This window comes from Methylobacterium guangdongense, assembly GCF_038442355.1.
Lineage (GTDB): Bacteria > Pseudomonadota > Alphaproteobacteria > Rhizobiales > Beijerinckiaceae > Methylobacterium > Methylobacterium guangdongense.
Map to the genome: position 1 here is coordinate 371080 of NZ_JBBXMX010000003.1, position 25285 is coordinate 396364.

A 25285-nucleotide genomic window follows, 5' to 3' on the forward strand; every position below is an offset into this window, starting at 1 on the left:
ACGGGCTTCCCGCGAGTCAGGACTTCGTTAATCTTGCGGGGAAACGGCGCGGCGTGATTCACGGTAGGTTGCTCGGCCATGTCTGACGAACGCGGATCTGGGCCGGAGAACCCCGAACGGGGAACGAGCCTGCGCACCGGCGAGGCGGGCCTCCGCGAAGACGAGGCCCTGGAGCTCATCGAGGTGGCCGGCCACATCAAGTGGTTCGACGTCGCGAAGGGGTTCGGCTTCATCGTGCCGGATGACGGCGCGCCGGACATCCTGCTCCACGTCACCTGCCTGCGGCGGGACGGCTATCAGGCGGCGAGCGAGGGCGCGCGCATTGTCGTGGAGGCGGTGGAGCGGCCCCGCGGCTGGCAGGCCTTCCGGGTGATCTCCCTCGATCAGGCGACGGCGGTCCATCCGTCGGAGATGCCTCTGCCGCGCACGCACGTGACCGTGACGCCGACCAGCGGCCTGGAGACCGCCGTGGTGAAGTGGTTCAACCGCCTGCGCGGCTTCGGCTTCCTGACCCGGGGCGACGGCACGCCCGACATCTTCGTGCATATGGAAACACTGCGCCGGTACGGGATCGCCGAGTTGAAGCCCGGCGAGGCGGTGCTGGTGCGTTACGGCGACGGCTCGAAGGGCGTCATGGCGGCCGAGGTCCGGCTGATCGACGGGACGCTGCCGGCTTCGCATTAGGGCCCTTCGGCCGCGTCCCGATGGGTCCAGCCGGATTCCCCCGGCGGGATTCCTGGCCTATGTGAGCGGCAAGCTGCGGGTGCCCCGCGCATCGTTCCTCGAGAGGCTTCAGCCTGTGAGAATCCTGTTCCGCCTCACGGCGGCTGCGGCCATGGTCGGCCTCGGCCTCATCGCCGTCACCCCGGACTCCGTGGCCCGCGCGCAGGCTCAAGCGCAGGCGCCCGCGTCGAAGACGGAGCCGCTGACGATCGCGACGAAGTCGGGGGCGAAGCGCTTCGAGGTCGAAGTGATGCGCGACGATGCCGGGCGGTCCCGCGGCCTGATGTTCCGCCGGCACATGGCGGCCGATCACGGGATGCTGTTCGATTTCGAGCGGGCCGAGCCCGTCACGATGTGGATGAAGAACACCTATCTCCCGCTCGACATGGTCTTCATCCAACCCGATGGCACGATCAGCCGGATCGCAGCCGATACGGAGCCGCTCTCCACGGCGATCATTCCTTCGGGGAGCCCGGTCAGCGCGGTGCTCGAGCTCAACGCCGGCACGGCAGCCAAGCTCGGGATCAAGCCGGGAGACCGGGTCGAGCACGCGCTGTTCCAAAGACGATGACGTCGCGAACGCACCGGGAACAAATGCCTTGACCAACGCGGGGATCCGCGCCAGTGTTCCGTCAATGTTCTGATGCTTCGGAACGCCGGGACGGCGCGGAGAACCCGATGAGCGACGTGGCCCAGGCCGAACTGTTCGGCAACGATGACTGGTCCGTGCAGGCGGACGGGATCGAGCACCGCGACACCGGATATTTCATCGCACGCGGTGCGCTTGCGACCCGGCGCGCCGAGGGCCTCTGGGACTGGCCGCTGCAGATGGCCGAGAAGCGCTGGTGCCGGCCCAGCCTGTTCCGCGAGGCCTTCCTCGCAGCGCTCGATCGCTTCGGCATCGCCCGCGATGCCGAGCTGATCCGGTCGTTCGCCCTCGGCTACGGGATCCGCGCGGTCGTCTCGCCGGCTGCCGAAACCTTCGTGACCCTGGCCGACATGCTGCAGCCGCGCGAGGCGCCGGCGACGGTCCGGGTCGCCGCGCGGCCCGCGATCCGCGCCCTGACGGCCGCGGGCGCCTGATCGCCCCGACAGGCGCGCCGGGCGCGATGAGCCCGAATGTCGGGCATTAGGACGCGCCGGCCTACCCTGGGGAGACGATGGCCGCCAAACACGGTACCTCTACCCCGAGCGATCAGGGAGATACCGCATGGCGGAGCAAGGCACCATCGGCAGCACCGAAGGGCTCGAGGGGCTGATCACGCCGCCCCTGTCGCGACGGGGCTTCGTCATGACCAGCCTGATGAGCGGCCTGACGCTGGCGACCACCCGCGTCGAAGCACAGGTCATCCACACCGACACCGCCGGCATCGAGGCCGGCGAGGTGAAGATCCCGGCCGCCGACGGTCCGATGCCGGCCTATCGGGCCGTTCCTGAAGGAGCGGGGCCCTTCCCGATCGTCCTGGTGATCGAGGAAATCTTCGGCGTCCACGATTACATCAAGGATGTCTGCCGGCGCCTCGCCAAGGCTGGGTACTGCGCTGTTGCGCCAGAGCTCTATGCCCGTCAGGGCGATCTCTCGATGATGACCGATCCCAAGATCATCATCCGCGACGTCATCTCGAAGACGCCGGACGCGCAGTGGATCGGCGACCTCGACGCGACGGCGGCTTGGGCCGCATCGGCCGCCAAGGGCGACGCACAGCGGCTCGCGGTCATGGGCTGGTGCCGGGGCGGGCGCGATGTGTGGCTCTACGCCGCCCACCGTCACGACTTGAAGGCGGCCGTGGCGTGGTACGGGCCGGTCGGCGGCGAGCGGACGGACATCCAGCCCCGCACGGCCGGTGACGTCGCCGCCGAGATCAACGCGCCGCTGCTGGCGCTCTACGGGGGCGCCGACACGGGTATCCCCGTCGCTTCCGTCGAGGACGCGCGTGACCGCGCGAAGGCGGCGGGAAAAAGCGTCGAGCTGGTGATCTTTCCCGATGCGCCGCACGGCTTTCACGCCGATTACCGCCCGAGCTATCGCCGCGAATCCGCCGAGGATGGATGGGCGCGTGCTCTGGCCTTCCTGAAGGCGCATGGCGTCGGCTGAGCTGCTCGGACAAGTCGATCCCGGTTCGGTGCGGGAGCGTGCATCAGAACAACGGCTCGAAACCACCGGCGATCGGGCGCGACACTGACGGATCTCGGCTTACGTGGGTGATCCTGGGGCCGTATCCGGGCGTTCCTGGACCTCTGTGTTACTCAGGACACAAACACAACTTCTTTAATATGCAAGGATCATAGGAGGCTCCGTGCCAGCGCGGGTCCGGTCGACCGCCGCGATAAAGCGTTGAACCGATTGCGGCGGCCGCCGTTCAGCCCCTGTAGAGTGTCCTGGCCCATGAGCGATTCGGTACACACCGGCCGGAAGCCCGTGATCCTCGTCGTGGAGGACCAGCCCGACGAGCGATTCCTCGCGGCCACCCTCCTGGAAGATACTGGTTTCACCGTGATCGAGGCCGAGACCGCCGACCGCGCGCTCGCCATCCTCAACGACCGGGCGGACGAGGTAAGCGTCGTTTTCTCGGACGTCCGCACGCCCGGTCCGATCGGCGGCTTCGAGCTGGCGCGGATCATTGGCGTGACCTGGCCACGGGTGCGCGTGCTCCTGACCTCCGGCGATGCGGGCGACCAGCCGAGTGATCTGCGGGTCTCGGCGACCTTCATCCCGAAGCCCTGGCGCGCCGAAGATATCCTCGCCTGGGTCGAGCAGGCGGCAGGTCGTCCATCCGGTGGCGCCGGCCCGTCGATCCTCGGTCCGGGCGGCAACATTATCAGCTCCGGCCTGGAAACTTGAAGCCGCGGCATCGTTGACGCCACTCCCGGAGCGCGGCACCGGGTCGTTCGCAGCACAGGGATCGATAGGCGTCGTCATGAAGATTGTCGCTGCCAACCACGCCGACTCCCTGGGTCGCGCCGGCTCCTGGGAAACGAGCGAGGCAGCCGAAATCGTCGTTCTAGCGTCGGTTGGCGAGGAGTTGCGGTCGGTCTACGGCGAGGCGGACGACGCGTTGCCGCACATGCTGACCGCGCTGGCACGCCGGCTCGATTTTGTGCTTCCGAGCGGAAGCGATCACGTCGCGTAACTTCGACGGAGGCTCGGCGGTTCATCCAACGAGAGATTTCGGCGAGACGGCAGTGGTCGACCATGAGCTGGCGTCAAACGCTTCCGTGAGCCTGAGAGAACCGTAGATCAGGCTCGGAGGGCGATTCCAGAAATCCGACAGCTGTCTGTAGGGCGCCTTCGAGGCCTTCGCTGCGCTCCGAACCTCGGATTGGGAATGCAGATCTCAAGCGCATCCGGGGCATTCTTGTCTGCCGTCGAGGACCGTCAGGGCAACCGGCTCATGCGCTCCGTATCTGCGTTGAGACTCCAAATCATCGTATCGGCGTTGAATAACACCCGGTGCACAGGGGCGGATGCTCCGACGCCACCGGGTCGCCAAGACGTGAGAATCTGCTATTCAGCGCCATCAATCCTGCCGGCGCAGGCGTTTCTCAATCGAGCCCTTCATGCGTCTCCCCGCTCTTCGCGAGTCGCTCGCCGCGGCCGCGATCATGATCCTGGCCGGCGCGTTTTCGGCTGAGGCGGCAGCGCCTCCCGCTCAGCCGGCGGAAGGGCCCGGGGGCATCGGTGATCGGAAGGCCACGGTGGTCAAGCGCCTGCTCGGGCGCGGCACCGCGAGCAGCTACGCCTTCTATGCCACCGGGGCTGCCCCCGAGGGCGGCCGCCCCGTCGCCGTGTTCCTGCACGGCTGGGGCATCGTGAACCCGCAGAGCTACGGGGCCTGGATCGATCATCTCACCCGCCAGGGTTGGCTCGTCATCCTGCCCCGCTTCCAGGAGCTGAACCGGACGCGCCCCGCCGATGCGCCTGCCAACGCCGAAGCACTCGTCAAGGCCGCCCTCGCGGATCTCGCGGCGGATAACGATGCCAAGCCGAACCGCGACCGTGTCGCGCTGATCGGCCATCTGGCCGGTGCGCCGCTGGCCATGGATCTCGCGGCCGACGCCAAGGCCCACGGCCTGCCCGTGCCGAAGCTGGTCTTTGCGGTGACGCCGGGCGGCATCGCGAGCGGGCCGAAATCGCGGGGCATCACGCTGGGCGATCTCGCGGCGATCGACCCCGCCACGATCATCGTCACCATGGTGGGCGACAAAGATACGAGAGCAGCCGACCTCGCCGCGAAGCGCCTGCTGCGCGAGGCGACTTCGGTACCCGTTGATCGCAAGTTGTTCGTCCGGATCCTCTCGGACGATCACGGTTTTCCGGCGCTCACCGCGACGCTGGCGGCGCCGGCGGGCGTGGATACGGCCTATGATGGCGGCGCCATCAAACCGGATCCGGAGCCGAAGGACGCACCGAAGGACACGACGAAGCCGCCCCCCTTCCGCTGGTCGCCCGAAATGGCGCTCACGGGCGAGCAGCAGACGCTGGTAGCCCAGGTCAACCTCGCCCGCGTGGATGCGCTGGATTATCTCGGCTTCTGGAAAACCTTCGACCTTGCCGCCGCGGCTGCGTTTGCGGGCTCGGACGCGACAACGCTCAAGAACAACCCGCGGCTCGCCGATATGGAGCGCTGGAGCGATGGTTGGCCGGTGAAGCGGCTCTTCGTGGAGACGCCGCGCCCGGCGCCGGCGGCTCAAGCCAAGCCGGCGGTCCAGCCCGCCGCGGCCAAACCCGCCGCGTCTGCGCGCGGCCGCTGACCGTTCGAGCCGGGCAGCTTGGCCTTGGCGCATGGTTTGCTAGGCTGATCCCGTTCGAAACGGGAGCGAATCGATGCCCGAGTTCGTCGCCAGCCTGCTCGCCGCGGCGGCCTTCTGTCTGGCCCTGCTCGCCTTGAACGCGCTCACGCGCGGACTGGTCCAGGCCCATCTTGGCCCGTCCGACCTGGGCGAAACCGGCTTCCTGCAGATCGGGGGTGCCCTGGTCGCCGCGCGGATCGCCTACCGGCGGGGGCCGAGACGCGAGTCCCTCTGAGGGTTCCCGTCACCTCGGGCTGATCACCGCAGGAAGGTTCCGAAGGAGCGCGGGCCGTCGCCGGTCGGGATGGTGCGCGTCACCTTGAGCGTGGCTGCGTCGAGCACGCTCACCGTGTTGTCGCCCCAGTTGGCCACGAATATGTGGCCGTCCGCATCGGCTTCGATGCCTTCCGGATGATCGCCGACGTCGATATCGGTGATCGGCTTGAGCGTTTTGAGATCGAAGACCGTGACGCTGCCGGCATACTGGTCGGTGACGAAGCCGCGCCCATGGGACAGCGCGATCACGTACGGCCGCCGGCCCGTCGGTACCCGCCCGATCTCGCGGCCCGCCGCCAGATCGAGCACCGAGACATCGTCGCCGGTGACGTTGGCCGTGTAGGCGCGGCCGGCGGTCGCGTCGAGGGTGATGCCGAATGGATGCTGGCCGACCGGGATGGTCTTGGTCTCCCGCCGCGCCGCCACGTCGACAACCGAGACCGTATCGGCCTCGCGATTGGCCACGTACAGCGTCGCCCCGTCCGGGCTCACTGCAATACCGGAAGGCGAAGCCCCGACCGCGATCTCGCCGTCCGGGACCAGGGTGTTGCCGTGCTCATTCAGGACGAACAGGCGGTGTCCGTACCAGTCGGCGACGTAGACCCGGCCGCCCCAAGGGTCCGCCGCGATGCCGAGCGGGCCGCCGGGGAGCGCGACCTCGGACAGGATCGTGCCGGCATCAAGATCGATGATCGCGATCCCATGGCCCTCGGGACGGGTTACGTAGGCGCGCTTGTGATCCGCCGACAGGGCGATGCCTGCGGGCGCCCCATCGACCGGAATGCGGCGCACGACCTTCCCGGCGGCGAGGTCGACGACCTCGATCGCCCCGCCGAGCTGCGCGGTGACGATCGCCTCCCGCGCCGGCTCGGCGCGGGCGACGCTTGCCGAGAGGGCAAGGGCGGCGAGCGCCGCCCGGCCCCGATTCACGAGCCCTTCTCGACCTTGGCCTTCAGGTTGGCGAGGCTCGCCTTGATCCAGTCGCCGACGCCCTTCTCGGAAGCTTCGTCGTTGAGCTCGGGCGGCGGATCGTTGTTCATGTAGCCGCGATAGAAGGCAGCCTTCCATTCGACCTTCGACTTGTCGGCGCCCTCCGGCTCGACCGTGATCGTAGCCGAATAATCGTTGGCCGGGAGGTCCTTCACGTCGACCTTGTCGATGTAGTATGAAAAAATCTTATCGTCGGGCTTGTACTTGTTGCTGGTCTCGGAGATCTGGTCGCCATTCTTCAGCGTCAAGGTCCGCTTGAACTTGCCGGCCGGATCGCCGTTGAGCTCGGTCTTGGTGACGTTCTGCATCCAATCGGCGTTCTTCAGGTCGCCAACGACCGCCCAAACCTTGTCGGCCGGCGCGTTGATCTCGATCGACTCCTGGATCTTGCGCCGGGTCGGGCCATGGGCCTGCGCGGTCGCGGCTACGAGCGCCGCAGTGGCCGCCAAGGCCAGGGTGATTTTTTTCATTGTGTCCTTCTCCTCCCGCGCTCAGCGGTCGTCGCGACCGAGAACCCGTGCCTCGGGGCCGAGCGCCGCCGCGACCTTGTCCTCGATCCAACCCCAGGCCTCGCGCTCGCGGGGTCCGGCGGTCTTGCCCACGGCGATGGCGAGGTAGGCCATCTCCGTCAACACCTTCTCGGGTTCCAGCATGTGGAGCCGGGTCGAAAGAATGGCAGCCTCCAGGACTGCCGCCTGCGCGCGGTTATAGCCGATGAACGGCGCGTGGGCTTGACTGTGGACCATGCGGCCCCGGAAGCGCGGCCGGGTTGCGTGGTCCTCGACCGTCGCGACGTCGAACTCCGCATGGCCGAAACTGTCGGCGAGGCGCCGCCCCGCAATGGCCTCACAGGCCACGGTCGGCCAGTCGCGCCGGCCGGTGACCGCCCCGGCGATCACCCGGATGTCGCGGGGGCTGGAGGCCGCGAAGCAGGGGTTCGCTTCCAGATTGACGATCGTCGGCGAGGGTCGGAACGGCGCCAGCACGTAGCCGTCCGCCTCGCCGATCAGCCCGAAGGGCACGAGGTGCAGCTCGCCCGCGGGGGAGAGCGTCGTGACGATAGTCTCGAGGATCAGCGGCATCGGCTTACGCTTGGTCCGCCGGCACCAGCCGGCCGCAGACGAGCTTCGTCTTCGGCGCCTGCGGACGCTCGGGCACTACCTCGGCGCGGGCGGCCTCCTCGGGGATGGTCTCCGGCGGCGTCGCATCGGCCTCGGGGCTCACGAGCCGCGCGTCCCGGGTGCCCGGCGGGGGCGCATCGGGGCCGGAATGGCGCGTGTGGCCGGCCTTCTTGAACGCAGTCGCATCCTCGACCTCGGCGTCGGCGGCGCAGCCCCAGTCCAACGGCTCGTCCTGCACGTAGCGCTTGCCGAGCCGCCATGCGGTCTCGGCCTTGGCGAGTTCGGCCCCGAGATAGAAAGCGTGGGCGCCGTCGCTGGCGACATCGAGTTCGGGAAAGAACGCCATCGCGTCGGTGCCGACCCTGTGGATGTCGCGGTTGTAGACATGAATGCCGTCCTCCGCGACCGCGATCCGGTAATTCGGATCGCGCACCTCCGCGGCGGCCTGGGCGATCTCCTCGGAGGTCTGCACGAAGGGCCGCTTGTCGTGAAGCGCCAGCAGGGCCCGGCCGTATCCCTTGGGCAGGGCCGAATCCGCCTTGGCGGCGTACATCACCCGCCGGGCCGCGTCGTGCTCCTCGACGGTGCGGCGGGTGTGGTTCGAGACCTGGACGATCAGCACGTTCTGGATCGCCAGTTCCGAGCACATGCCGACGAGGAGCGCGGTGACGCCCAGCGAATCCGCCTCGGTCAGTTCGGTGAGATTGCCGGTGCCCATCATCATGGCGATGTCGGGCCAGCGGTCGCGGGTCTCGCGGTAGCGGGCGATCGAATCCACGAAGCCGTGGTGGATCGGCTCCAAGATCGGGTCGGCGAGGAACGGGCGGCCGGCCTTGAGCATCCGCTCGATCGCCCGGTCGAGGGAGGGCAGGTCGTCGGGGCGCGTCGGCACCAGCACGGGTACGGCATCGGTCTCGAAGGCGAGGTCGAGGGTCTCCTCGTTCAGGCTCAGCAGGAAATCGGCCCCGGCCCCGGCGCCGCGGGCCAGCTCCTCGCGGGAGAAGGAATCGACGCTGACCTTGAGCCCGGCGCCCTTCAGCGCACGCACGGAGTCCTCGAGATGCGGGAACGGCGTATCGGGCAGGCCGCCGAGATCGATCACGTCGGCGCCCCTCCGGGCGAGGTCCTGTCCCTTGGCCAGGATCTCGGCGACGCTCATCTTCGAGGCATCGACGATCTCGGAGAAGATCCGCAGGTCGTGGCGGGAGAGATCGACTTTCCGGGCCGACAGCCCGAGCCAGGCCGGGAGATCGACCACCTCGTCGGGGCCCCGCTCGACCGGCACGCCGAAATGGGCGGCCAGATGCTCCGGGTTCGCCCGGCAGCGGCCCGGCAGGATCACCCGGGTCGCGCCTTCGGGCAGCTCGACCCGGCGGCGGATGATCTCCTCGGTCATCAGCGCGGCGACCTTCACGCCGGCATCCGCGATGCTCCAGCGGAACTTCTCCGGCAGGCCGGCCGCGACCTTCTCCAGCCGCGCCCGGGCAAGACGGCCGGTGACGAAGACGATGTGCTCGGGCGCGCTCACGCGGCATCCCTCGGCGCGACGGCGACGCGCCGGGTCGGCCCCCAGATCTCGATCGGGCCGCCGTAGCGGGCCGCGAAGGCCGGGAAGGCCGCGTCCACGAGACCGCTGTCGGAGAGGGCGGCAGCGTCCTGTCCAGGCGGCGCGTCGACGGATTTCACCAGCACACAGCGTTTCGCGGCGACCCGCCCGGCGAGCCAGAGGGCGAGGCTGTCGGAGGTCACGTCCCAGGTTTCGGGGATGTCGGGATGGCCGGCGCGCAGCAGGCGCGGATTCCAGATGCGCGCCGTGGGCGTCGCGGCCTCGGCCCAGGGCTCCAGGGTCTGCACGAGGCGCGACTCGATCCCGCGGAAGATGCCGGCCGCGTCGCTCATGGCGTCCAGCGCACGGCGATGCGCTTCGGCGTCGCTGAAGCCTTCGCGCGCCTGGGCGGACCGGACGAGGCCCGCGAAGGTGCCGCCGCCCGGCACGACGATGCAGCGCCCGAAGGCGCCGTCCGCGATCTCGGTCAGCAGGACACGCCGCCGATGCGGATCCGCCTCCAGGCTGCCGCCGATCTTGATGACGGTGATCACGCGGCGTCCCGCTGGTTGGGGCGCAGCGCCCGCAGCGCCTCGGCGATCCGCAGGGGGTCGATGCCGTTGCGGCGGTCGAAGTCGCGGCACAGGCCGCCGCGGAAACCGAGATAATCCGGCCCGTGCTCGGCCAGGGGCGCGATGTCGATGACGCGCAGCGACCCCGCGAGACCGCTCATCAGGCCGTGGGCGCGACAGGCCTGCGTGAAGGACGCGAGATCGGCCGGCTCGACGAGATCGGGGAGCCGAACGCCCCGCTTACCGGCCGTGTCGATCATCGCACCCGCGAAGCCGGCCCGGGCCAGGGCCGGAACCAGGTCGGCCGCGGGGCCATCCTCTGCGAACAGGACGGCGATCAGGCGTTTAGGCGCCGCTCCGGTGAGGTCCGTGAACGCGGTAGGCTCACGGCGGCGGCCTGCGTCGAGACCGGTCTTCACCCAGTAGACGCCGGTGGCCGCCAGGGCGGCGATCGCTTCGGGCGTCGGCTCGGCCACCGCGCTGGTCACCGCGCCGCCAGCCACCCGGTTCACGATTTCGCGCACGCGGCTCGGATCGAGGGCGCCCAGCGCCCCGCGCTCGGGATCCTTGGCGTCGATCAGGTCGGCGCCCGCGAGCCGCGCCGCCTCGGCTTCCGCCGGATCGCGGACGCTGACGAGCAGGCGGGGCAGGGGGCTGAGCTGGGCGTTGGACGCGGACACGGATGACTCAGGGTGTTGACGAAGAACTCAGGACTTCCCGGGCAGCGGCTCGGCGAGCAGGCGGTTCTTCACCACCCAGCGCATCGCGTGGGCCCAGGTATCGTCGGTGTCGGCCCGGATCGTGACCTGCCCGCCGCGCACGACCTTGCCGGTATCGGCTTCGGCGATGGTGACGTTCAGGTTGAAGATCTGGCCCGATCCCTTCTCCACATAACCCGTCGCGACGAGGTCCGCACCCAGGCTCTTGCCGATGTCCGCCGCGCAGCCGTTGCACTTGTAGAGCGGCCCCTCCTTGGCCACGGTGTCGGCCTTCGGCGCCGTGTCGACGATCTCCAGCCCGGCCTGATCGTGCAGGGCCTTGCGCAGCTCGTCGGTCACGAGGGTCAATTTCCGGGTATCGGCCGGCCGCGCCCGCGCCCCATAGGAAGCGCCCGGCTCGAACAGCTCCACCGGGAACACGGCCGCCTTCTCGGCGGCCCAGGCGATGCCGGGCTGGACGGCCCCGAGGGCGAGGAGACCGCAGGCGGCGGCCGCGCGAAGGGACGGGTGACGCATGGTCGGGGCGTTCCTCTCGACGATCCGGCCGCTTCGGGCGGCCTCTCTGGCGCCATAGGTCGGGCGACGGGACACTTTGGCAATGTACTTCCCGGTCGGCCTGATCCACGAGGGGCCTATGCACGGCCGCTCACCCGGTCGTCGCGGACGTGAACGACGCAACGACAAGCCGCACTAGAGCGGTTGGGACGGAAACTGGTAGAGGCCGTGCCTATGCACAATCCTGCAGCCGAGATACCCGTCCGCCGGCCGTTGCGACACTGGCTCCGGGCGAGCCTCGCGCTTCTGGCGCTGATGCCGCTCTCGGCGCGGGCGCAGCAGCCCGCGCAGACCCCGATCGACACCCATATCGGCCTGATCTACCGGCCCCAGCCCGCGCCGTCCTCCTACGACGCCGAGGCCGCGCCCGAGGACGAGGGTCTGGCCGGCGCCAAGATGGGCATCGCCGACAACAACACGACCGGCCGGTTCACCAAGCAGACCTACACCCTCGACGACATCGCGCTGACCGACGACAAGCCGGATCCGGTCTCCGCCGCCAAGGAACTCGTCGGGAAGGGCATCCGCTATCTCGTCCTGGCGCTGCCGGCCGACGCCGTGCTGGCGGTCTCCGATGCGGTGAAGGATACGGGCACCGTGGTGCTCAACGCCGGCGCGTCCGACGATCGTCTGCGCGGCGCCGATTGCCGGGCCAACGTGTTCCACATCCTGCCCTCCCGGGCGATGCTCACCGATGCCCTGGCGCAGTACCTGACGGTCATGCGCTGGCGGAAGCTCTTCCTGATCGTCGGCCCGACCGACGCCGACAAGGCCTACGCGGACGCCGTGCGCAACTCCGCACGAAAGTTCGCCCTCAAGATCACGGCCGAGAAGCCCTGGACCTTCGGGCCCCTGGCCAAGGCCCGGGGCGACACGCCGACCCGCGCGGAGGCGATGGTGTTCACCCGGGGGCTCGACTACGACATGGCGATCGTGGCCGACGAGGAGGGCGATTGGGGCGACTACGTCCCCTACCGCACGGTCGATCCCCGGCCGGTCGGCGGCACGCAGGCGCTGACCCCGACCACGTGGTCCCCCGTCCTCGAAACCTGGGGCGCCGCTCAGGCGCAGAACCGGTTCCGCCGCCTCGCCGGGCGACTGATGCGCCCCCTCGACTATCAGGTCTGGGCCGCGGTGCGGACGGTGGGCGAGGCGGTGACCGCCAAGAAGACCAACGATCCGACGGTGATCGAGCCGTATCTCGTCACGCCCGAATTCACCCTTCCGGCCTACAAGGGCGTCCCGCTGAGCTTCCGCCCCTGGGATCACCAGCTGCGGCAGGCGATCATCGTGGTCCAGCCGAAGGCCCTGGTCTCGGTGGCGCCCGAACAGGGCTTCCTGCACCAGCGCACGCCCCTCGACACGCTGGGGGTGGATCTCCCCGAGACCACCTGCAAATTCAAGTGACGGACGCGCCTGCGGCGTTGTCGAGCGGCCCTGACCCTCGCAACGCGCGGATATCGCACTACTATTGGCTCGCGAGAACGTCCTTCGGGGACGCCGCGAAGACGCAAGGGAAGGGAATGGCATGAGCCGCCGCATCGAGGCAGGACTGAGCGTTGTCGCCCTCGGCACGTGGGTTGCCCTCTGCGGTCCGGCCGCTGCCTTCACGGCTTACGTCACCAACGAGAAGGGCAATTCGGTCAGCGTCATCGATTCCAGCACGATGGCGGTGACCGCCACGTGGAAGGTCGGTCGGCGCCCCCGCGGCGTGACCCTGTCCAAGGACGGCAAGGAGCTGTTCGTCTGCGCGAGCGACGACGACCGCATCGACGTGCTCGACACCAGCACCGGCAAGGTGGTCCGCTCGCTTCGCTCCGGACCGGATCCGGAGCAGTTCATCCTCGATGCCTCGGGCACCCCGCTCTACGTGGCCAACGAGGACGACAGCCAAGTCACCATCATCGACATCGAGAAGAACAAGGTGCTGGCCGAGGTGCCGGTCGGCGTCGAGCCGGAGGGGATGGGCCTGTCGCCGGACGGGAAGATCCTGGTCAACACCTCCGAGACGACCAACATGGCCCACTTCATCGACACGAAGACCTTCCAGGTCATCGACAACGTGCTGGTGGATGCCCGACCGCGCTTCGCGGAGTTCACGGCAGACGGCAAGTTCCTGTGGGTGTCCGCCGAGGTCGGCGGCACGGTAAGCGTGATCGACGTGGCCCAGCGCCGGGTCATCAAGAAGATTACCTTCAAGATCCCGAGCGTGAACGACGAGGCGATCCAGCCGGTCGGCATCCGGATCACCAAGGACGGATCGAAGGCTTTCGTGGCGCTGGGCCCGGCCAACCGCGTGGCGGTGATCGACGCCAAGACCTACGAGGTCGAGAAGTATCTGCCGGTGGGTCAGCGCGTCTGGCAGCTGGCCTTCACGCCCGACCAGAAGCAGCTGTTCACCACGAACGGCACCTCCAACGACGTCTCGGTGATCGACGTGGCCTCCGAGAAGGTGATCAAGAGCATTCCGGTCGGCCTGCTGCCCTGGGGCGTGGCGATCTCGCCGAACTGACCGGGACTCGTAGCAATCAAGACCGCTCGACCGGCGGCGAAGGGTGGGAAGCGACACGATGCGAATGGTTCGATTGGCGGCGCTCGCCTGCGCGGGGCTGCTCGCTGCCGGTCCGGCCCTGGCGCTGGATCTCACCAAGAAGCGCGAGAACCTGCCCGATCTCGTCCTGGGCGACGATCAGGGCAACGACTTCGTGGTCGAGAACAAGGACATCACGCTCGAATCCGGCAAGGCCTACCGTCTGCGCATCGTCGCCAAGGGCCATCAGGAGTATAAGTTCTATGCTCCCGAGTTCTTCCGGTACATCTGGTTCAATCAAATCGTGATCGAGCACAAGGAGATCCACGGCGGCGGACCGCCCGATCACTTGGAGTTCGACGATCCGGGCGAGATCGCCATCGAGTTCGTGGCGATCAAGCCGGGCACCTACACCTGGGCGGCGCATGGCCTCGAGTCGAAGGGCATGACCGGCACGCTGACGGTGAAGTGATGCGCGCAATCCTTCTCGCTTCGACGCTGGTCCTCGCTGGTCCCGCCTGCGCCGCCGATGATGCCTCGGCCTGCGCCGAGGGCATCACGATGATCCGCGACGCCCTGGCGCTCAACCCGCCTGAGACGGCTTTGCCCAAGCTTCGCAAGGCCCTGCGGGTCGCCGAGCGGGAGCAGAAGGAGGGCGAGTTCGACGAATGCCTCGACGCCGTCGCCGACGCCCGGAAGGTGCTGGGCCGATGAGCGCCGAGGCGGCCCTGCGGGTCGAGCATGTCGGCCATCGCTTCGGCGCCCGGGCCGCCCTCGACGACGTGTCGCTCGACGTGGGCCGCGGGCGGTTCGCGGCTTTGCTGGGTCCCAACGGCGCGGGCAAGACCACGCTCTTCTCCGTGATCACCCGCCTCTACAACAACCAGACCGGACGGGTCTCGATCTTCGGCCACGCCCTCGACCGCGAACCCTCCCGGGCGCTGGCGCGGCTCGGTGTGGTTTTCCAGGCGCGCACCCTCGACACCGACCTGACCGTCGAGCAGAATCTCCTCTACCATGCGAGCCTGCACGGCATCGCCCGCAGCGCCGGCAAGGAGCGGGTCGGTCTGCTCCTCGACCGGGTCGGGCTCGCCGACCGGCGGCACGACAAGGTCCGAACGCTCTCGGGCGGCCAGTCGCGCCGCATCGAGATCGCCCGCTCGCTGATCCACCGGCCGGACCTGCTGCTCCTCGACGAGCCGACGGTCGGCCTCGACCTCGAATCGCGCGCCGACATCGTGGCGATCGTGCGGGCGCTGGTGCGCGAGGAAGGCCTGTCGGTCCTCTGGGCGACCCACATCTTCGAGGAAATCTCCCCCGAGGACGACGCGATCGTGCTCCATCGCGGCCGGATCGTCGCCCGGGGCCGGGCCGGCGATATCGGCGCGCCCGGCGAGGCGCTCGCCGACGCGTTCCGCCGTATCGTGTCGGAGCCGGGGAGGGCGGCGGCATGAGCGTACGGACGAGCGGCGGATCTCAGGATCGAGGGCATCATCCATGACGGCGCCGACGCATGTCTCCAAGCCGGTGGCGACGGTGCCCCCCCGCGCCGCGCCGGCCCGGATCGGCCGGCTCGACACGGTCGGCTACCTGATCTGCCTCGGCGGCATCGTCCGGCGCGAGCTGCTGCGCTTCTTCAATCAGAAGGAGCGGTTTTTCTCCGCGCTGGTCCGTCCGCTGGTCTGGCTGTTCATCTTCGCGGCGGGGTTTCGCAACACGCTCGGCGTTTCGATCGAGCCGCCCTACCAGACCTACGTGCTCTACGAGGTCTACGTGGTGCCCGGCCTCGCCGTGATGATCCAGCTGTTCAACGGCATGCAATCGTCGCTCTCGATGGTCTACGACCGCGAGGTCGGTTCCATGAAGGTCCTGCTGACCTCGCCCTATCCGCGCTGGCTGCTCCTGCTCGCCAAGCTGATCGCCGGCGTCGCCGTGTCGATCGTGCAGGCCTACGCGTTCCTGGCTGTCGCCTACTTCTGGGAAACCGACATTCCGCCCCTCGGCTACCTGACGGCGCTCCCGGCCTTCCTGGCCTCAGGCCTGATGCTCGGCGCGATCGGCCTGTTCCTTTCCTCGCTGGTGCGCCAGCTCGAGAACTTCGCGAGCGTGATGAACTTCGTGATCTTCCCGATGTTTTTCGCCTCGTCCGCCCTCTACCCCCTGTGGCGGATCCGTGAATCCTCCGAGACCCTCTACTGGATCTGCGAGCTCAACCCGTTCAGCCACGCGGTCCAGCTCGTCCGCTACGCCCTCTACGTTCAGTTCGAGCCCGTGGCCTGCGCCGTCGTCGTGGGCGTCACGCTCGCGTTCTTCGGCATGGCGGTGGTCGCCTACGATCCCGGCCGCGGCATCATGGCCCGGCGCGGCGGCCCGGCCGGCGAGACCCCCTGATGGAGCCCTTCCCGATGAACCGTATCGCCCGCCGCCTGCTCGGCTCAGCCCTCGCCTTGACCCTCCTGGCCGGTCCGGCCCTGGCCCAGCCCAAGACCGATCCAGACTGGCCCTGCGTCCAGCGCAAGGTCGCGACGCTGAGCCCCGGCCAGCTCTGGACGGGGCCGGACATCGCGGCGGCTGGCGACTGGGGCAGCGACAACGACGCCGCCGTGCTGGCGCAGAAGATCGCCTCGCGGCGCACCGAGCTCTCGCAGGTCGACCCTTTGCTGACTGACTTCGCCGGCAAGTTCGGCACCGACAAGGAGGCGAAGGACAAGGCGCTAACCCGGGTCTACGCGGGCGTCTTCGAGGTCATCAACGGCGAGCGCGACAAGGTCGTGGGCGGTATCGCCCGCTATGCGCAGGGCCAGCGCCGGATGGCCGAGCGGATCCGCGACGAGGCCGATAAGATCAGCCAGACCAAGGACGCGCCGAGCGCGACCGACGCCACCGAGCTGCCCAAGGACCAGTCGGAGCTCGAGACCAAGTTCGCCTGGGACCGCCGCATCTTCCAGGAGCGCAGCCAGTCGCTCACCTACGTCTGCGAAGTTCCGCAGTTGCTGGAGCAGAGGCTGGGCGAGATCGCACGGATGATCCAGGCCAAGCTCTGACGCCGGTCGGGTTCGGCACGAAGACGCATTGCCGAACTCTCCCGACCGTCTTGCCTATATATCCCTAAGTGTCTGAATTTGCTCTCGAAACTGTGACCGATTGATCACGCAGCCGGGACTTCAACTCCGGGATGACGCTCCCGGCGTGAAAAGCCGCTCATCACGCTTTCGTGGCGATTGATCACGTTCCTGTTAGCCCTCAAGAGTGCCTCCAAGCTTGGCAGAAGCCGGGCACGGGTCTCACGTTTTGGGGGTTGAAATGTCACTTCGGGCGCTGCGGGGCAGCCTGATCGCGTCTGCGTCGGTTCTGGCCGGATCCATGATCTCCGGAACCGTCCAGGCCCAACAATCGGTGACGCTGGGCGAAATCAGTGTCGTTTCGACCTCCCCGGTGGGATCGGGTGGCGGCACGTCGAGTGCGTCGCAGATCTTCAACGGTCCCGGTCCGGTGCCGCCGCTCGGCTCGGTCGGCCCGAGCGGCGCGACCCGTCTGCGCGGCTCCGAACAGCCCCTGAACAAGATTCCCAGCACCGTCGAATCGGTCACGGCGAGTGATCTCAACATCGATCAGGCCAGCAACAACCTGACCACGACGCTCGCCCGCCGCACCCCGGGCATCAACCTGTCCGACTCGCAGGGCAACAACAACCGCGTCGACGTCACCTATCGCGGCTTCACGGCGTCGCCCGTGCAGGGCGTCCCGCAGGGGTTGGCCGTCTACCAGAACGGCGTCCGCATCAACGAAGCCTTCGGCGACATCGTCAACTTCGACCTGATCCCGCCGCAGGCGATCCAGCGGATCGACGTGGTCACCGGCAACCCGGTCTTCGGTCTCAACGCGCTCGGCGGCGCTGTGAACATCCAGATGAAGAACGGCTTCACCTGGCAGGGCACCGAGATCGCCGCCTGGGGTGGCTCGGATGGGCGTACCGCCGGCTACCTTGAATACGGCAAGGTCTCGGGGCCGTGGAGCGTCTACTTCACCGGCGACGGCCTGAACGACCGCGGCTGGCGCTACGAGAGCCCGAGCACGATCGGCCGCCTCTATGCCGACCTGGGCTACCGCTCGCAGGATTCGGAGTTCCACCTGATCGGGCTTGCCGCGCGCAGCTTTTATGGCGCCGCTGCCGCGACCCCGGTGGACTTCACGCACCGCGACCCGCGGGCGATCTTCACCTACCCGCAGACCACCACGACCGAGGTCGGCACGCTGCAGCTCACCGGCCGGGTCGACATCTCGCCGACCTGGGACCTCGCCGGCAACGCCTACTTCCGCCGGTTCAGCCAGACCTATGTCGACGGCAACGACGGCAACTTCGAGAACTGCAGCAGTCGCTCCAGCTTCCGGGGCAATCTGTGCTTCGAGGATGACGGGTTCAGCCCCGCCGCCGGCCAGTCCCAGCTCGCCTTCCGCAACCAGTTCCTGATTCTGGGCCAGCAGAATCAGCGGGTCCCGTTCCGCTCGGGCATCCCGTACGGCACCCTCGACGTGACCAACACCGAGGCGACCGGCTTCGGCGGCTCGCTTCAGGCGGCCAACCGCGACCGGGTGTTCGGCCTGCCGAACTCCTTCGTGGTCGGCGGCAGCATCGACACGGCGAACTATTCGTTCAAGTCGTCGAGCACCCTGGGCGTCATCAACCCGAACCTGTCGATCACCACGGATCCGAACAACCCGTTCTACGGGAACATCCCTGGGCTCGGCACGCCGCAGCTCCGGACCGCCGGTGCCCTCGGCATCGCGCCCAGCTCGGTCAACGGCTCCAACCTCTACATGGGCCTGTACACCCTCGACACGCTGGACGTGACCGACCGGCTGTCGCTCACCGCGGGCGCGCGGCTCAACTTCGCCCGGATCCAGAGCGAGGATCTCACAGGCTTCTCGCCGGATGTCACCGGGACGCATTACTACAACAAGATCAACCCGGTGGCGGGCCTGACCTATCAGTTCGACCCGGCTCTGAACCTCTACGGCAGCTACTCGGAATCGAACCGCGCGCCGACGCCGCTGGAACTGGCCTGCGCCAATCCGGACCGGCCGTGCCTGCTGCCGAACTCGCTGGTGGCCGATCCGCCGCTCAAGCAGGTGACGGGGCGGACCTACGAAGTCGGCTTCCGCGGCCAGCTGCCGAACACCTATGACGGCGGCGTCATCACCTACAAGATCGGCGCGTTCCGCACGGATCTGACCAACGACATCCTGTCCCTGGCCACCCCCGGCAACACCGCCCGCGCCTACTTCGTCAACGTCCCGGCGACGCAGCGGCAGGGCATCGAGGTCGGCAGCGAGTACACGGCCGATTATCTCCGGGTCTACGCCAACTACGCCCTGGTCGACGCGACCTTCCAGTTCAACGGAACTCTCTCGTCGCCCAACAACCCCCTCGCCGATGACGGGGCGATCGATGTGCGCAAGGGCAACGTCGTGCCGCTGGTCCCGACCCACCAGTTCAAGGCCGGCTTCGATTACTTCGTGACGCCGAACTGGCAGCTCGGGCTCTATCTGCAGGCGTTCTCCGCGTCCTACTTCCGCGGCGACGAGTCCAACCTCAACCGCAAGCTGCCGCCCTACTACGTCATGAACTTCGAGACGAAGTATCAGGTGACGAAGAACCTGCAGGTCTTCGGTCTGATCACCAATCTCACCAACAACCGCTACACTACCTTCGGCACCTTCGCCGAGCCGGGCGCGGTGGCGGGGAACCTCCGGATCAGCGATCCGCGGACCACGACCCTGGCGCAGCCCTTCTCGATCTATGCCGGCGTCCGCTACGCCTTCGGTGCCGACCCGGTGCCGATGTCGCCGGAGCCGATCATCCGGAAGTACTGAGACCCTGCCACTGCGATGCGGGCGCCCCGCGCGGTCTCCGGACTGGGCGGGGCGCCCGCGGCGTTTCATAGGCCCGTGCGGCCTCCTGTCTCGGGAACGGGCGGGTGCGCGCTGCGTCTCCAACGGGAGATGCTCCGGACCGCCGGGGCCCGACCCATGGAGAAACGCCTCGATGATGTTTCGTTTTGCCGTTGCAGCCCTGGCGCTCGCCGCCGCCACGCCCGCCCTCGCGACCCCGTGCGCCGACGAAGTCAGCACGCTGCAGCGGCGGCTCGACAGCGCCGGCGCGGCCATGGTGACGGGCAAGACCCCGCCCGGCGGCACGACCTCGTCCGATTCGCCCAAGGCGCTCGACAAGCCGCCGGCCCTCACCTCGGCCGACGCGAGCGTCAAGCCGACCGCGGCCGGCGTCGAGGAAGCCAAGAAGCTGGTGGCGAAGGCCGGCGAGCAGGACAAGGCCGGCGACGCCCAGGGCTGCCGCGACACCATCATGAAGGCCAAGGAGAAGGCCGGCGCCCTTCCGTAGGACCTGCAACGCGGCCCCGGCTCGACGTCAGCCGGGGCCGCTCCGCGGCGATCAGTAGGCGTTCTCGGTCTTGAGCAGCGCGAACGGCGTCGTCGCCAGGATCTGCAAATCGAGCAGAACCGACCAGTTCTCAATGTAGTACAGGTCGTGCTCGACGCGACGCTGCAGCTTCTCCGACGTGTCGGTCTCGCCGCGCCAGCCGTTGACCTGCGCCCATCCGGTGATGCCCGGCTTAACCTTGTGGCGGGCGAAGTAGCCGTCGACCACTTGGTCGTACAGGGTGTTGGCCGCCTTGGCCTGCAGCGCGTGCGGCCGGGGGCCGACGAGCGACAGGTCGCCCTTCAGAACGTTGAAGAGCTGCGGCAGCTCGTCGAGGGAGGTCTTGCGGATGAAGCGGCCCACCGGGGTGACGCGCGGGTCGCCCCGGGTCACCATCTTGGCCGCCCCGGCGTCGCATTGATCGACATACATCGAGCGGAACTTGAAGACCTCGATCAGCTCGTTGTTGAAGCCGTGCCGCTTCTGCCGGAACAGCACCGGCCCGCGTGAGGTCAGGCGCACGGCCAGCGCCACGGTCAGCATGACGGGCGACAGGGCGAGCAGCATCATCAGTCCGACGCAGCGGTCGAACAGGGCCTTCACCACGACATCCCAGTCGGCGATCGGCTTGTCGAACACGTCGAGCACCGGCACCGAGCCGAGATAGGAGTAGCTGCGCGGCCGCAGGCGCAGCTTGGCGGCGTGGGCCGACAGCCGGATGTCGATCGGCAGCACCCAGAGCTTGGCCAGCATCTGCAGGATGCGCGCCTCCGCGGTGATGGGGATCGTGAAGACGATGAGGTCGAGCCGCGCGTGCCGGGCATAGGCCACGAGGTCGTCGACATTGCCGAGCTTGGGGTGACCCGCCACCACGTCCGAGGACCGATCGGTGTTGCGGTCGTCGAACACGCCGACGATGCGGATGCCGCTATCGCTCTGAGCCTCCAGGGCGGCGATCAGATCCTCCGCGGGTTTGCCGCCCCCCACGATGGCGGTGCGCCGGTCGAAGCGGCCGGCGCGGGTCTGCGCCTCGATCACCCGGAACAGGACGAAGCGACCGATCAGAAGCGCCGTCAGCCCGGTCCCGTAGAAGGTCGCCAGCCACAGGCGCGAATAATGGTCGGCCACCTTGGCGAGCACCAAGCCGGCCGCCACCATCAGGAAGGTCAGCGACCACGCGGTGATCAACCGGAGCGCGCTCCTGAAGAAGGAGCGGAACGCCGCGATGCGATAGCAGCCGGCCGTTTGAATCAGCGCGACCGTGATCACCGCGATCAGGCCGATCGCGCCGGCATAGGTCACGCCGAAACCGACGCGTCCATGCAGCATGACGAGGTGCAACAGCGCGCCGAGGCCGAAGATCAGGGCGCATTCCAGGGCCCGGACCAGCCCCGCCACCACGACCGGGGAGATCGCGGTCCTGCCCGGGACCGCCGTCTCGGCCAGCGGCGTCGCGGCATCGGTGCGAGACGCGGGTTGCGCCTCAAGCGGACCGGCGGCCTCCAGAAGATCGCGGATGTCGAACGCACTCATCGAACGGCCCTCTTCCGCACCCGCCGGTGGTTTCCTCGGTCGCAGCGTGGCACGGGGCATTATCGGAAGACTTAAAAAGCGAGTCGCCCAAGCGATATTGATCGTCGCGCGCGGGCAACCCGCGCGTCGTTACGCCGTCCGCGCCCCGGCGATCTCGGGGACCTTGGCCGTGCGGCGGTCGGTGCGGGCCTGGAACGCGGCGGCGTAGCCCGAGACCACCTCGCTGCCCATGCGCTCCAGCGAGAAGCGCTGGTGGACGGAAGCGCTGAGCGCCCGCACCCGGGCGTCGAGCACCGCCGGCGCCTCGTCGAGCACCCGCCGGATGCCGGAGGCGAGAGCCCCGGGGTCGCGCGCGGGGATCAGATCCTCCGCCGCCGGCCCGAAGATCTCAGGGATCCCACCGACTCGCGTGGCGACCAGCGGCTGCTGCGCGGCCGCGGCCTCCAGGACGACGTAGGGCAGCGATTCCGCGAGCGAGGGCACAACCAGGATCCGGCCCCGCGCCAGGACGGAGCGGATCGCCTGCGGCGGCTCGAACGAGACGGCGCCGCTGAGCCCGAGGCGGCCGACATTCTCCCGCAGGATCTCGGCGTCCGGCCCGGACCCGACCATCAGCAGGCGCAGCGCCCGGCCTTCCGCCCGGAGCCGGACCAGGGCTTCGAGCAGGTAGGGCAGGCCCTTGGCCTCCCGCAGCTCGCCGACATAGAGGAGGTCGAAGGGATCGTCGGCGCGCGCCAGGGGGGCGAACTCGGCATCGGCAAGGCCATTGTGGACGATGCGGGTCACCCGTTCCGGTCCACCCACGAAGCTCCGATGCCGACCGGCGACGTACTCGCTCTCGAACAGGAAGGCGTCGGTCCGGCGGGCGAGGACCGCCTCGGCGCCCATGTAGAGGCGGTGCAGCGCCGTGCCGGGCCGGTAGTTGTAGCTGCCCCCATGTGGCGTGTAGCAGCGGATCGCCGCGCTGCCCCGGGCCAGCCGGGCGTAGGCGCCGCCCTTTGCGCCGTGGCCGTGCAGGACATCGGCGCCGACCATGGCCGCCCGCCGCCCGACCGCCCGCAGGCAACCCCAGTCCGACCGATCCGGATTGCGGCGCATCGGAATCCGGACCAGTCCGAGTTCCAGATACGGCAGAAGGTCGGCCAGGGCCCGCTCGCCACGCTCACCGCCGGTCACGGAATCGCAGATGATCCCCACCGCGTGTCCCGCCTCGGCCTGAAGCCGGGCGAGATCCATGACGTGCCTGAACAGCCCGCCGACGGGGGCCCGGAAGATGTGAAGGATCCGGTAACGCTCGGCGGTTCGAGCGTCGTTCGACTTGGCGACCACGGTATCGCTCCCGGTGAAAACTGTCCCGGGATTTATGGAGTGCCAGTGGTCGTGGGGGTCTTAAACGCAGCTTGGCCGCTGCATCCTTTCTTTCGAGACGGTAAGCGGAGTTTTACTTCACTGAAAACAAATCATGTCAGCGGCAGTCCGTTCAGGCTCGCCCAGATCGTCCCGTAATGGCAGGCGGTGGCGGCCAGCACGAAGCCGTGCCAGATCGCATTCTGGAAGGGCAGCGTCCGCCAGACGTGGAACACGACGCCGATCGAGTAGAGGGCGCCACCGATCGCAAGCAGCCACAGGGCCGTGGGCTGAAGGCTCGCGATCACCGATTCGTAGGCGAGCAGACCGCTCCAGCCGAGCGTCAGGTACAGGCCGATGGACAGCCGGTCGAACCGCCCGGGGAGCAGCAGTTTCACCATGATGCCGACCAGGGCGACCACCCAGATCATCGCCAGCAGCAGGTAGGCTCGGGGCCCGGACCCCACGAGGGCGACGAGCGGCGTGTAGGTGCCGGCGATCATCAGGTAGATGAGGGCGTGATCGGCCCGGCGCAGCAGCCATTTGCGCGGGCTCACCGGGTACAGATTGTACAGGGCCGAGACGCCGAGCATCAGCACGAGGGCGGTCGCGTAGACGACCACCGCGACCCGCTCACCCAGGTTCAGATGCGCCGTGACCGCCGTTGTCACCAGCGCGACGGCGCCCGCCAGACCGAGTACGACCCCGAGCCCGTGGATCACGCCGTCCGCCACGATCTCGCGCGGCGTGTAATGCCACGTCAGCGACAGTGGGCGACCATCCTCCGCGAGAGACATCATCAGGCCTCCTGCAACGCGTGCAGTCTAAAGCTTGAGACATCTTGATCGTTCCATGAGCGGAGTGCTGAGCCGGACTTATCCAAAGGATTCCGACTTGCCGTTACAGCTCTCGTGCAATGCGGCAACCTTGCCGCACCGCAGGAAGTCTAAACGCCGCGCCCGGCGAGCCCTTCGAAGCCGATCGGCGGACCTGCCTGTTCGAAGCGCGTACGGCCGATCTCCTGTCCGATGCCGCGGCTGAGCCGGGCATGGACCGTCGCCATGGTCAGGACCGCCATCGCCAGGACCTGATGGGCCAGAGCCGCCCACAGGGGAATGGCCAGCAGCAGCGTCGCGATCCCGAGCATCGCCTGGGCCAGGGCCAGGACGGCCACCCCGGTCGCACGGCCCGCGGCGCCCCTCGATCCGGCGACCCGGGCATCGACCGCGTGCATAATCGCCACGACGATCACGAGATAAGCCGTCATCCGGTGGTCGAATTGGACGAGGGCGTGATTGTCCACGAAGTTCTCGATCCAGGGGCGGATGGCGAACAGGGTCTCGGCCTGCGGGACGAGGGCACCGTCCATCGTCGGCCACGTGTTGTAGACCAGACCGGCATGCGAGCCCGCGACGAGCCCGCCGAGGAAGATCTGCACGAGGACCAGCACCGGCAGCAGCATCGCGGTCACGCGCAGGCGCGCCGGTGCCGCTTTGAGCGCGCCGCCGCGTTCGCCGGCTGCCAGCCACACCAGACCGGCCAGGATCAGGCTCGCCATGGTCAGGTGCAGGGCAAGCTTGAGCGGCGCCACGGCGGTCATGCCGGGCTGAAGGCCCGAGGCCACCATGATCCAGCCGATGGCCCCCTGCAGGCCGCCCAGCACGCCGAGGCCGAGGAGGCCGAGACCGAGCTTCCGGCTGATCTTCCCCTGCCACCAGAACACGATCAGCGGGAGGAAGAAGACGAGCCCGATCAGCCGCCCGAGGAGGCGGTGGCCCCATTCCCAACCGTATAGGACCTTGAAGGCCGACAGCCCCATGCCCTGGTTGAGGATGTTGTATTGCGGCGTGTCCTTGTACTTGGCGAACTCGGCCGCCCAATCCGCCTGGGACAGCGGCGGGATCGCCCCGGTGACCGGCCGCCACTCGGTGATGGACAGGCCCGATCCGGTAAGCCGCGTCGCGCCGCCGACCGCCACCATGGCGACGACCAGGGCGGCGACCACATACAGCCAAGTCCGTACCGCGCTCGATCGCGGCGCGCCCGCAACTCTCGCCCTCATCAGCCGTCCTTCCGACCCAACCCGGAATACGCCGGTCATCGGGGAGTTAGGATATGCAGGTGCCGGCAGCAACGGCGGCGG

At 68.4% G+C, this 25285-nt stretch carries 28 protein-coding genes; 17 read left to right on the top strand and 11 right to left on the bottom strand.

Features of this window, described 5'->3' with window-relative positions:
* Positions 1-78 precede the first annotated feature (78 nt).
* The 8 genes from AAHG09_RS08855 (at position 79) to AAHG09_RS08890 (ending at position 5749) form a co-directional block, all read left to right on the top strand.
* Positions 79-684 carry a cold-shock protein gene (locus AAHG09_RS08855; RefSeq protein ID WP_342106703.1) on the top strand — a complete coding sequence of 202 codons (606 nt, stop codon included), beginning with the start codon at positions 79-81 and terminating at the stop codon, positions 682-684.
* A 151-nt stretch (positions 685-835) separates the two neighbouring features.
* On the top strand, positions 836-1294 hold the full coding sequence (locus AAHG09_RS08860) for a DUF192 domain-containing protein (protein ID WP_342106830.1): 459 nt from the start codon (positions 836-838) through the stop codon (positions 1292-1294).
* A gap of 107 nt (positions 1295-1401) precedes the next feature.
* Entirely contained in the window at positions 1402-1806 is a 405-nt protein-coding gene (locus AAHG09_RS08865) for a hypothetical protein (RefSeq protein ID WP_342106704.1), read from the top strand.
* A gap of 127 nt (positions 1807-1933) precedes the next feature.
* Complete coding sequence (locus AAHG09_RS08870; protein WP_342106706.1) at positions 1934-2818, top strand: dienelactone hydrolase family protein; 885 nt, start codon at positions 1934-1936, stop codon at positions 2816-2818.
* 291 nt (positions 2819-3109) lie between these two features.
* Positions 3110-3565, top strand: a complete 456-nt coding sequence (locus AAHG09_RS08875) for a response regulator (protein ID WP_342106831.1) — start codon at positions 3110-3112, stop codon at positions 3563-3565.
* 76 nt (positions 3566-3641) lie between these two features.
* On the top strand, positions 3642-3854 hold the full coding sequence (locus AAHG09_RS08880) for a hypothetical protein (RefSeq protein ID WP_342106707.1): 213 nt from the start codon (positions 3642-3644) through the stop codon (positions 3852-3854).
* 427 nt (positions 3855-4281) lie between these two features.
* Positions 4282-5475, top strand: coding sequence for a poly(ethylene terephthalate) hydrolase family protein (locus tag AAHG09_RS08885; RefSeq protein WP_342106708.1), 1194 nt, complete (start codon positions 4282-4284; stop codon positions 5473-5475).
* Positions 5476-5548: 73 nt separating this feature from the next.
* Complete coding sequence (locus AAHG09_RS08890; RefSeq protein WP_342106709.1) at positions 5549-5749, top strand: hypothetical protein; 201 nt, start codon at positions 5549-5551, stop codon at positions 5747-5749.
* Positions 5750-5772: 23 nt separating this feature from the next.
* Here the strand turns inward: AAHG09_RS08890 and AAHG09_RS08895 are convergent, their stop codons facing one another.
* Genes AAHG09_RS08895 through AAHG09_RS08925 form a run of 7 tightly spaced genes read right to left on the bottom strand, consistent with a single transcriptional unit; the run spans position 5773 to position 11254 of the window.
* The gene (locus AAHG09_RS08895; RefSeq protein WP_342106710.1) at positions 5773-6720 is read right to left on the bottom strand and encodes a YncE family protein; all 948 of its coding nucleotides are present in this window, start codon (positions 6718-6720) and stop codon (positions 5773-5775) included.
* Positions 6717-7250, bottom strand: a complete 534-nt coding sequence (locus tag AAHG09_RS08900; RefSeq protein WP_342106711.1) for an SRPBCC family protein — start codon at positions 7248-7250, stop codon at positions 6717-6719. Before AAHG09_RS08900 ends, AAHG09_RS08895 begins: the two co-directional genes overlap by 4 nt.
* Positions 7251-7271: 21 nt before the next feature.
* Positions 7272-7862 carry a DUF447 domain-containing protein gene (locus AAHG09_RS08905; protein WP_342106713.1) on the bottom strand — a complete coding sequence of 197 codons (591 nt, stop codon included), beginning with the start codon at positions 7860-7862 and terminating at the stop codon, positions 7272-7274.
* A gap of 4 nt (positions 7863-7866) precedes the next feature.
* Entirely contained in the window at positions 7867-9429 is a 1563-nt protein-coding gene (locus AAHG09_RS08910) for a DUF6513 domain-containing protein (protein ID WP_342106714.1), read from the bottom strand.
* Positions 9426-10001, bottom strand: a complete 576-nt coding sequence (locus tag AAHG09_RS08915; protein ID WP_342106715.1) for an amino acid kinase family protein — start codon at positions 9999-10001, stop codon at positions 9426-9428. The genes AAHG09_RS08910 and AAHG09_RS08915 overlap by 4 nt, the downstream gene beginning before the upstream one ends.
* Positions 9998-10699 carry a (5-formylfuran-3-yl)methyl phosphate synthase gene (locus tag AAHG09_RS08920; protein WP_342106716.1) on the bottom strand — a complete coding sequence of 234 codons (702 nt, stop codon included), beginning with the start codon at positions 10697-10699 and terminating at the stop codon, positions 9998-10000. The genes AAHG09_RS08915 and AAHG09_RS08920 overlap by 4 nt, the downstream gene beginning before the upstream one ends.
* Before the next feature lie 27 nt (positions 10700-10726).
* The gene (locus AAHG09_RS08925; protein WP_342106718.1) at positions 10727-11254 is read right to left on the bottom strand and encodes a DUF3280 domain-containing protein; all 528 of its coding nucleotides are present in this window, start codon (positions 11252-11254) and stop codon (positions 10727-10729) included.
* A 213-nt stretch (positions 11255-11467) separates the two neighbouring features.
* On the opposite strand from AAHG09_RS08925, the gene AAHG09_RS08930 reads away from it, so the two are divergent.
* The 9 genes from AAHG09_RS08930 (at position 11468) to AAHG09_RS08970 (ending at position 20223) form a co-directional block, all read left to right on the top strand.
* On the top strand, positions 11468-12700 hold the full coding sequence (locus tag AAHG09_RS08930; protein ID WP_342106719.1) for an ABC transporter substrate-binding protein: 1233 nt from the start codon (positions 11468-11470) through the stop codon (positions 12698-12700).
* A 121-nt stretch (positions 12701-12821) separates the two neighbouring features.
* Complete coding sequence (locus tag AAHG09_RS08935; RefSeq protein WP_342106721.1) at positions 12822-13805, top strand: YVTN family beta-propeller repeat protein; 984 nt, start codon at positions 12822-12824, stop codon at positions 13803-13805.
* Positions 13806-13869: 64 nt separating this feature from the next.
* Positions 13870-14295, top strand: a complete 426-nt coding sequence (locus tag AAHG09_RS08940) for a cupredoxin domain-containing protein (RefSeq protein ID WP_342106832.1) — start codon at positions 13870-13872, stop codon at positions 14293-14295.
* A complete protein-coding gene (locus AAHG09_RS08945) occupies positions 14295-14537 on the top strand; it encodes a hypothetical protein (protein WP_342106722.1) in 243 nt (80 codons plus the stop codon). The genes AAHG09_RS08940 and AAHG09_RS08945 overlap by 1 nt, the downstream gene beginning before the upstream one ends.
* A complete protein-coding gene (locus AAHG09_RS08950) occupies positions 14534-15277 on the top strand; it encodes an ABC transporter ATP-binding protein (RefSeq protein ID WP_342106724.1) in 744 nt (247 codons plus the stop codon). The genes AAHG09_RS08945 and AAHG09_RS08950 overlap by 4 nt, the downstream gene beginning before the upstream one ends.
* A 43-nt stretch (positions 15278-15320) precedes the next feature.
* Positions 15321-16214 carry an ABC transporter permease gene (locus AAHG09_RS08955; protein ID WP_342106725.1) on the top strand — a complete coding sequence of 298 codons (894 nt, stop codon included), beginning with the start codon at positions 15321-15323 and terminating at the stop codon, positions 16212-16214.
* Between the two features lie 14 nt (positions 16215-16228).
* Positions 16229-16867, top strand: coding sequence for a hypothetical protein (locus AAHG09_RS08960; protein WP_342106726.1), 639 nt, complete (start codon positions 16229-16231; stop codon positions 16865-16867).
* A 259-nt stretch (positions 16868-17126) separates the two neighbouring features.
* Positions 17127-19697 (top strand): TonB-dependent receptor, encoded by a 2571-nt coding sequence (locus AAHG09_RS08965; RefSeq protein WP_342106727.1) that lies wholly within the window; start codon positions 17127-17129, stop codon positions 19695-19697.
* A gap of 172 nt (positions 19698-19869) precedes the next feature.
* Positions 19870-20223 (top strand): hypothetical protein, encoded by a 354-nt coding sequence (locus AAHG09_RS08970; protein ID WP_342106729.1) that lies wholly within the window; start codon positions 19870-19872, stop codon positions 20221-20223.
* A gap of 51 nt (positions 20224-20274) precedes the next feature.
* Here the strand turns inward: AAHG09_RS08970 and AAHG09_RS08975 are convergent, their stop codons facing one another.
* The 4 genes from AAHG09_RS08975 to AAHG09_RS08990 form a co-directional block, all read right to left on the bottom strand.
* Entirely contained in the window at positions 20275-21795 is a 1521-nt protein-coding gene (locus tag AAHG09_RS08975; protein ID WP_342106730.1) for an undecaprenyl-phosphate glucose phosphotransferase, read from the bottom strand.
* A 129-nt stretch (positions 21796-21924) separates the two neighbouring features.
* On the bottom strand, positions 21925-23124 hold the full coding sequence (locus tag AAHG09_RS08980; protein WP_342106732.1) for a glycosyltransferase family 4 protein: 1200 nt from the start codon (positions 23122-23124) through the stop codon (positions 21925-21927).
* A gap of 131 nt (positions 23125-23255) precedes the next feature.
* Positions 23256-23939: a PAQR family membrane homeostasis protein TrhA gene (gene trhA / locus AAHG09_RS08985; protein WP_342106833.1), complete on the bottom strand. Its 684-nt coding sequence runs from the start codon at positions 23937-23939 to the stop codon at positions 23256-23258.
* Positions 23940-24088: 149 nt separating this feature from the next.
* Positions 24089-25243 (bottom strand): COX15/CtaA family protein, encoded by a 1155-nt coding sequence (locus AAHG09_RS08990; RefSeq protein WP_412760006.1) that lies wholly within the window; start codon positions 25241-25243, stop codon positions 24089-24091.
* Between the last annotated feature and the right edge of the window lie 42 nt (positions 25244-25285).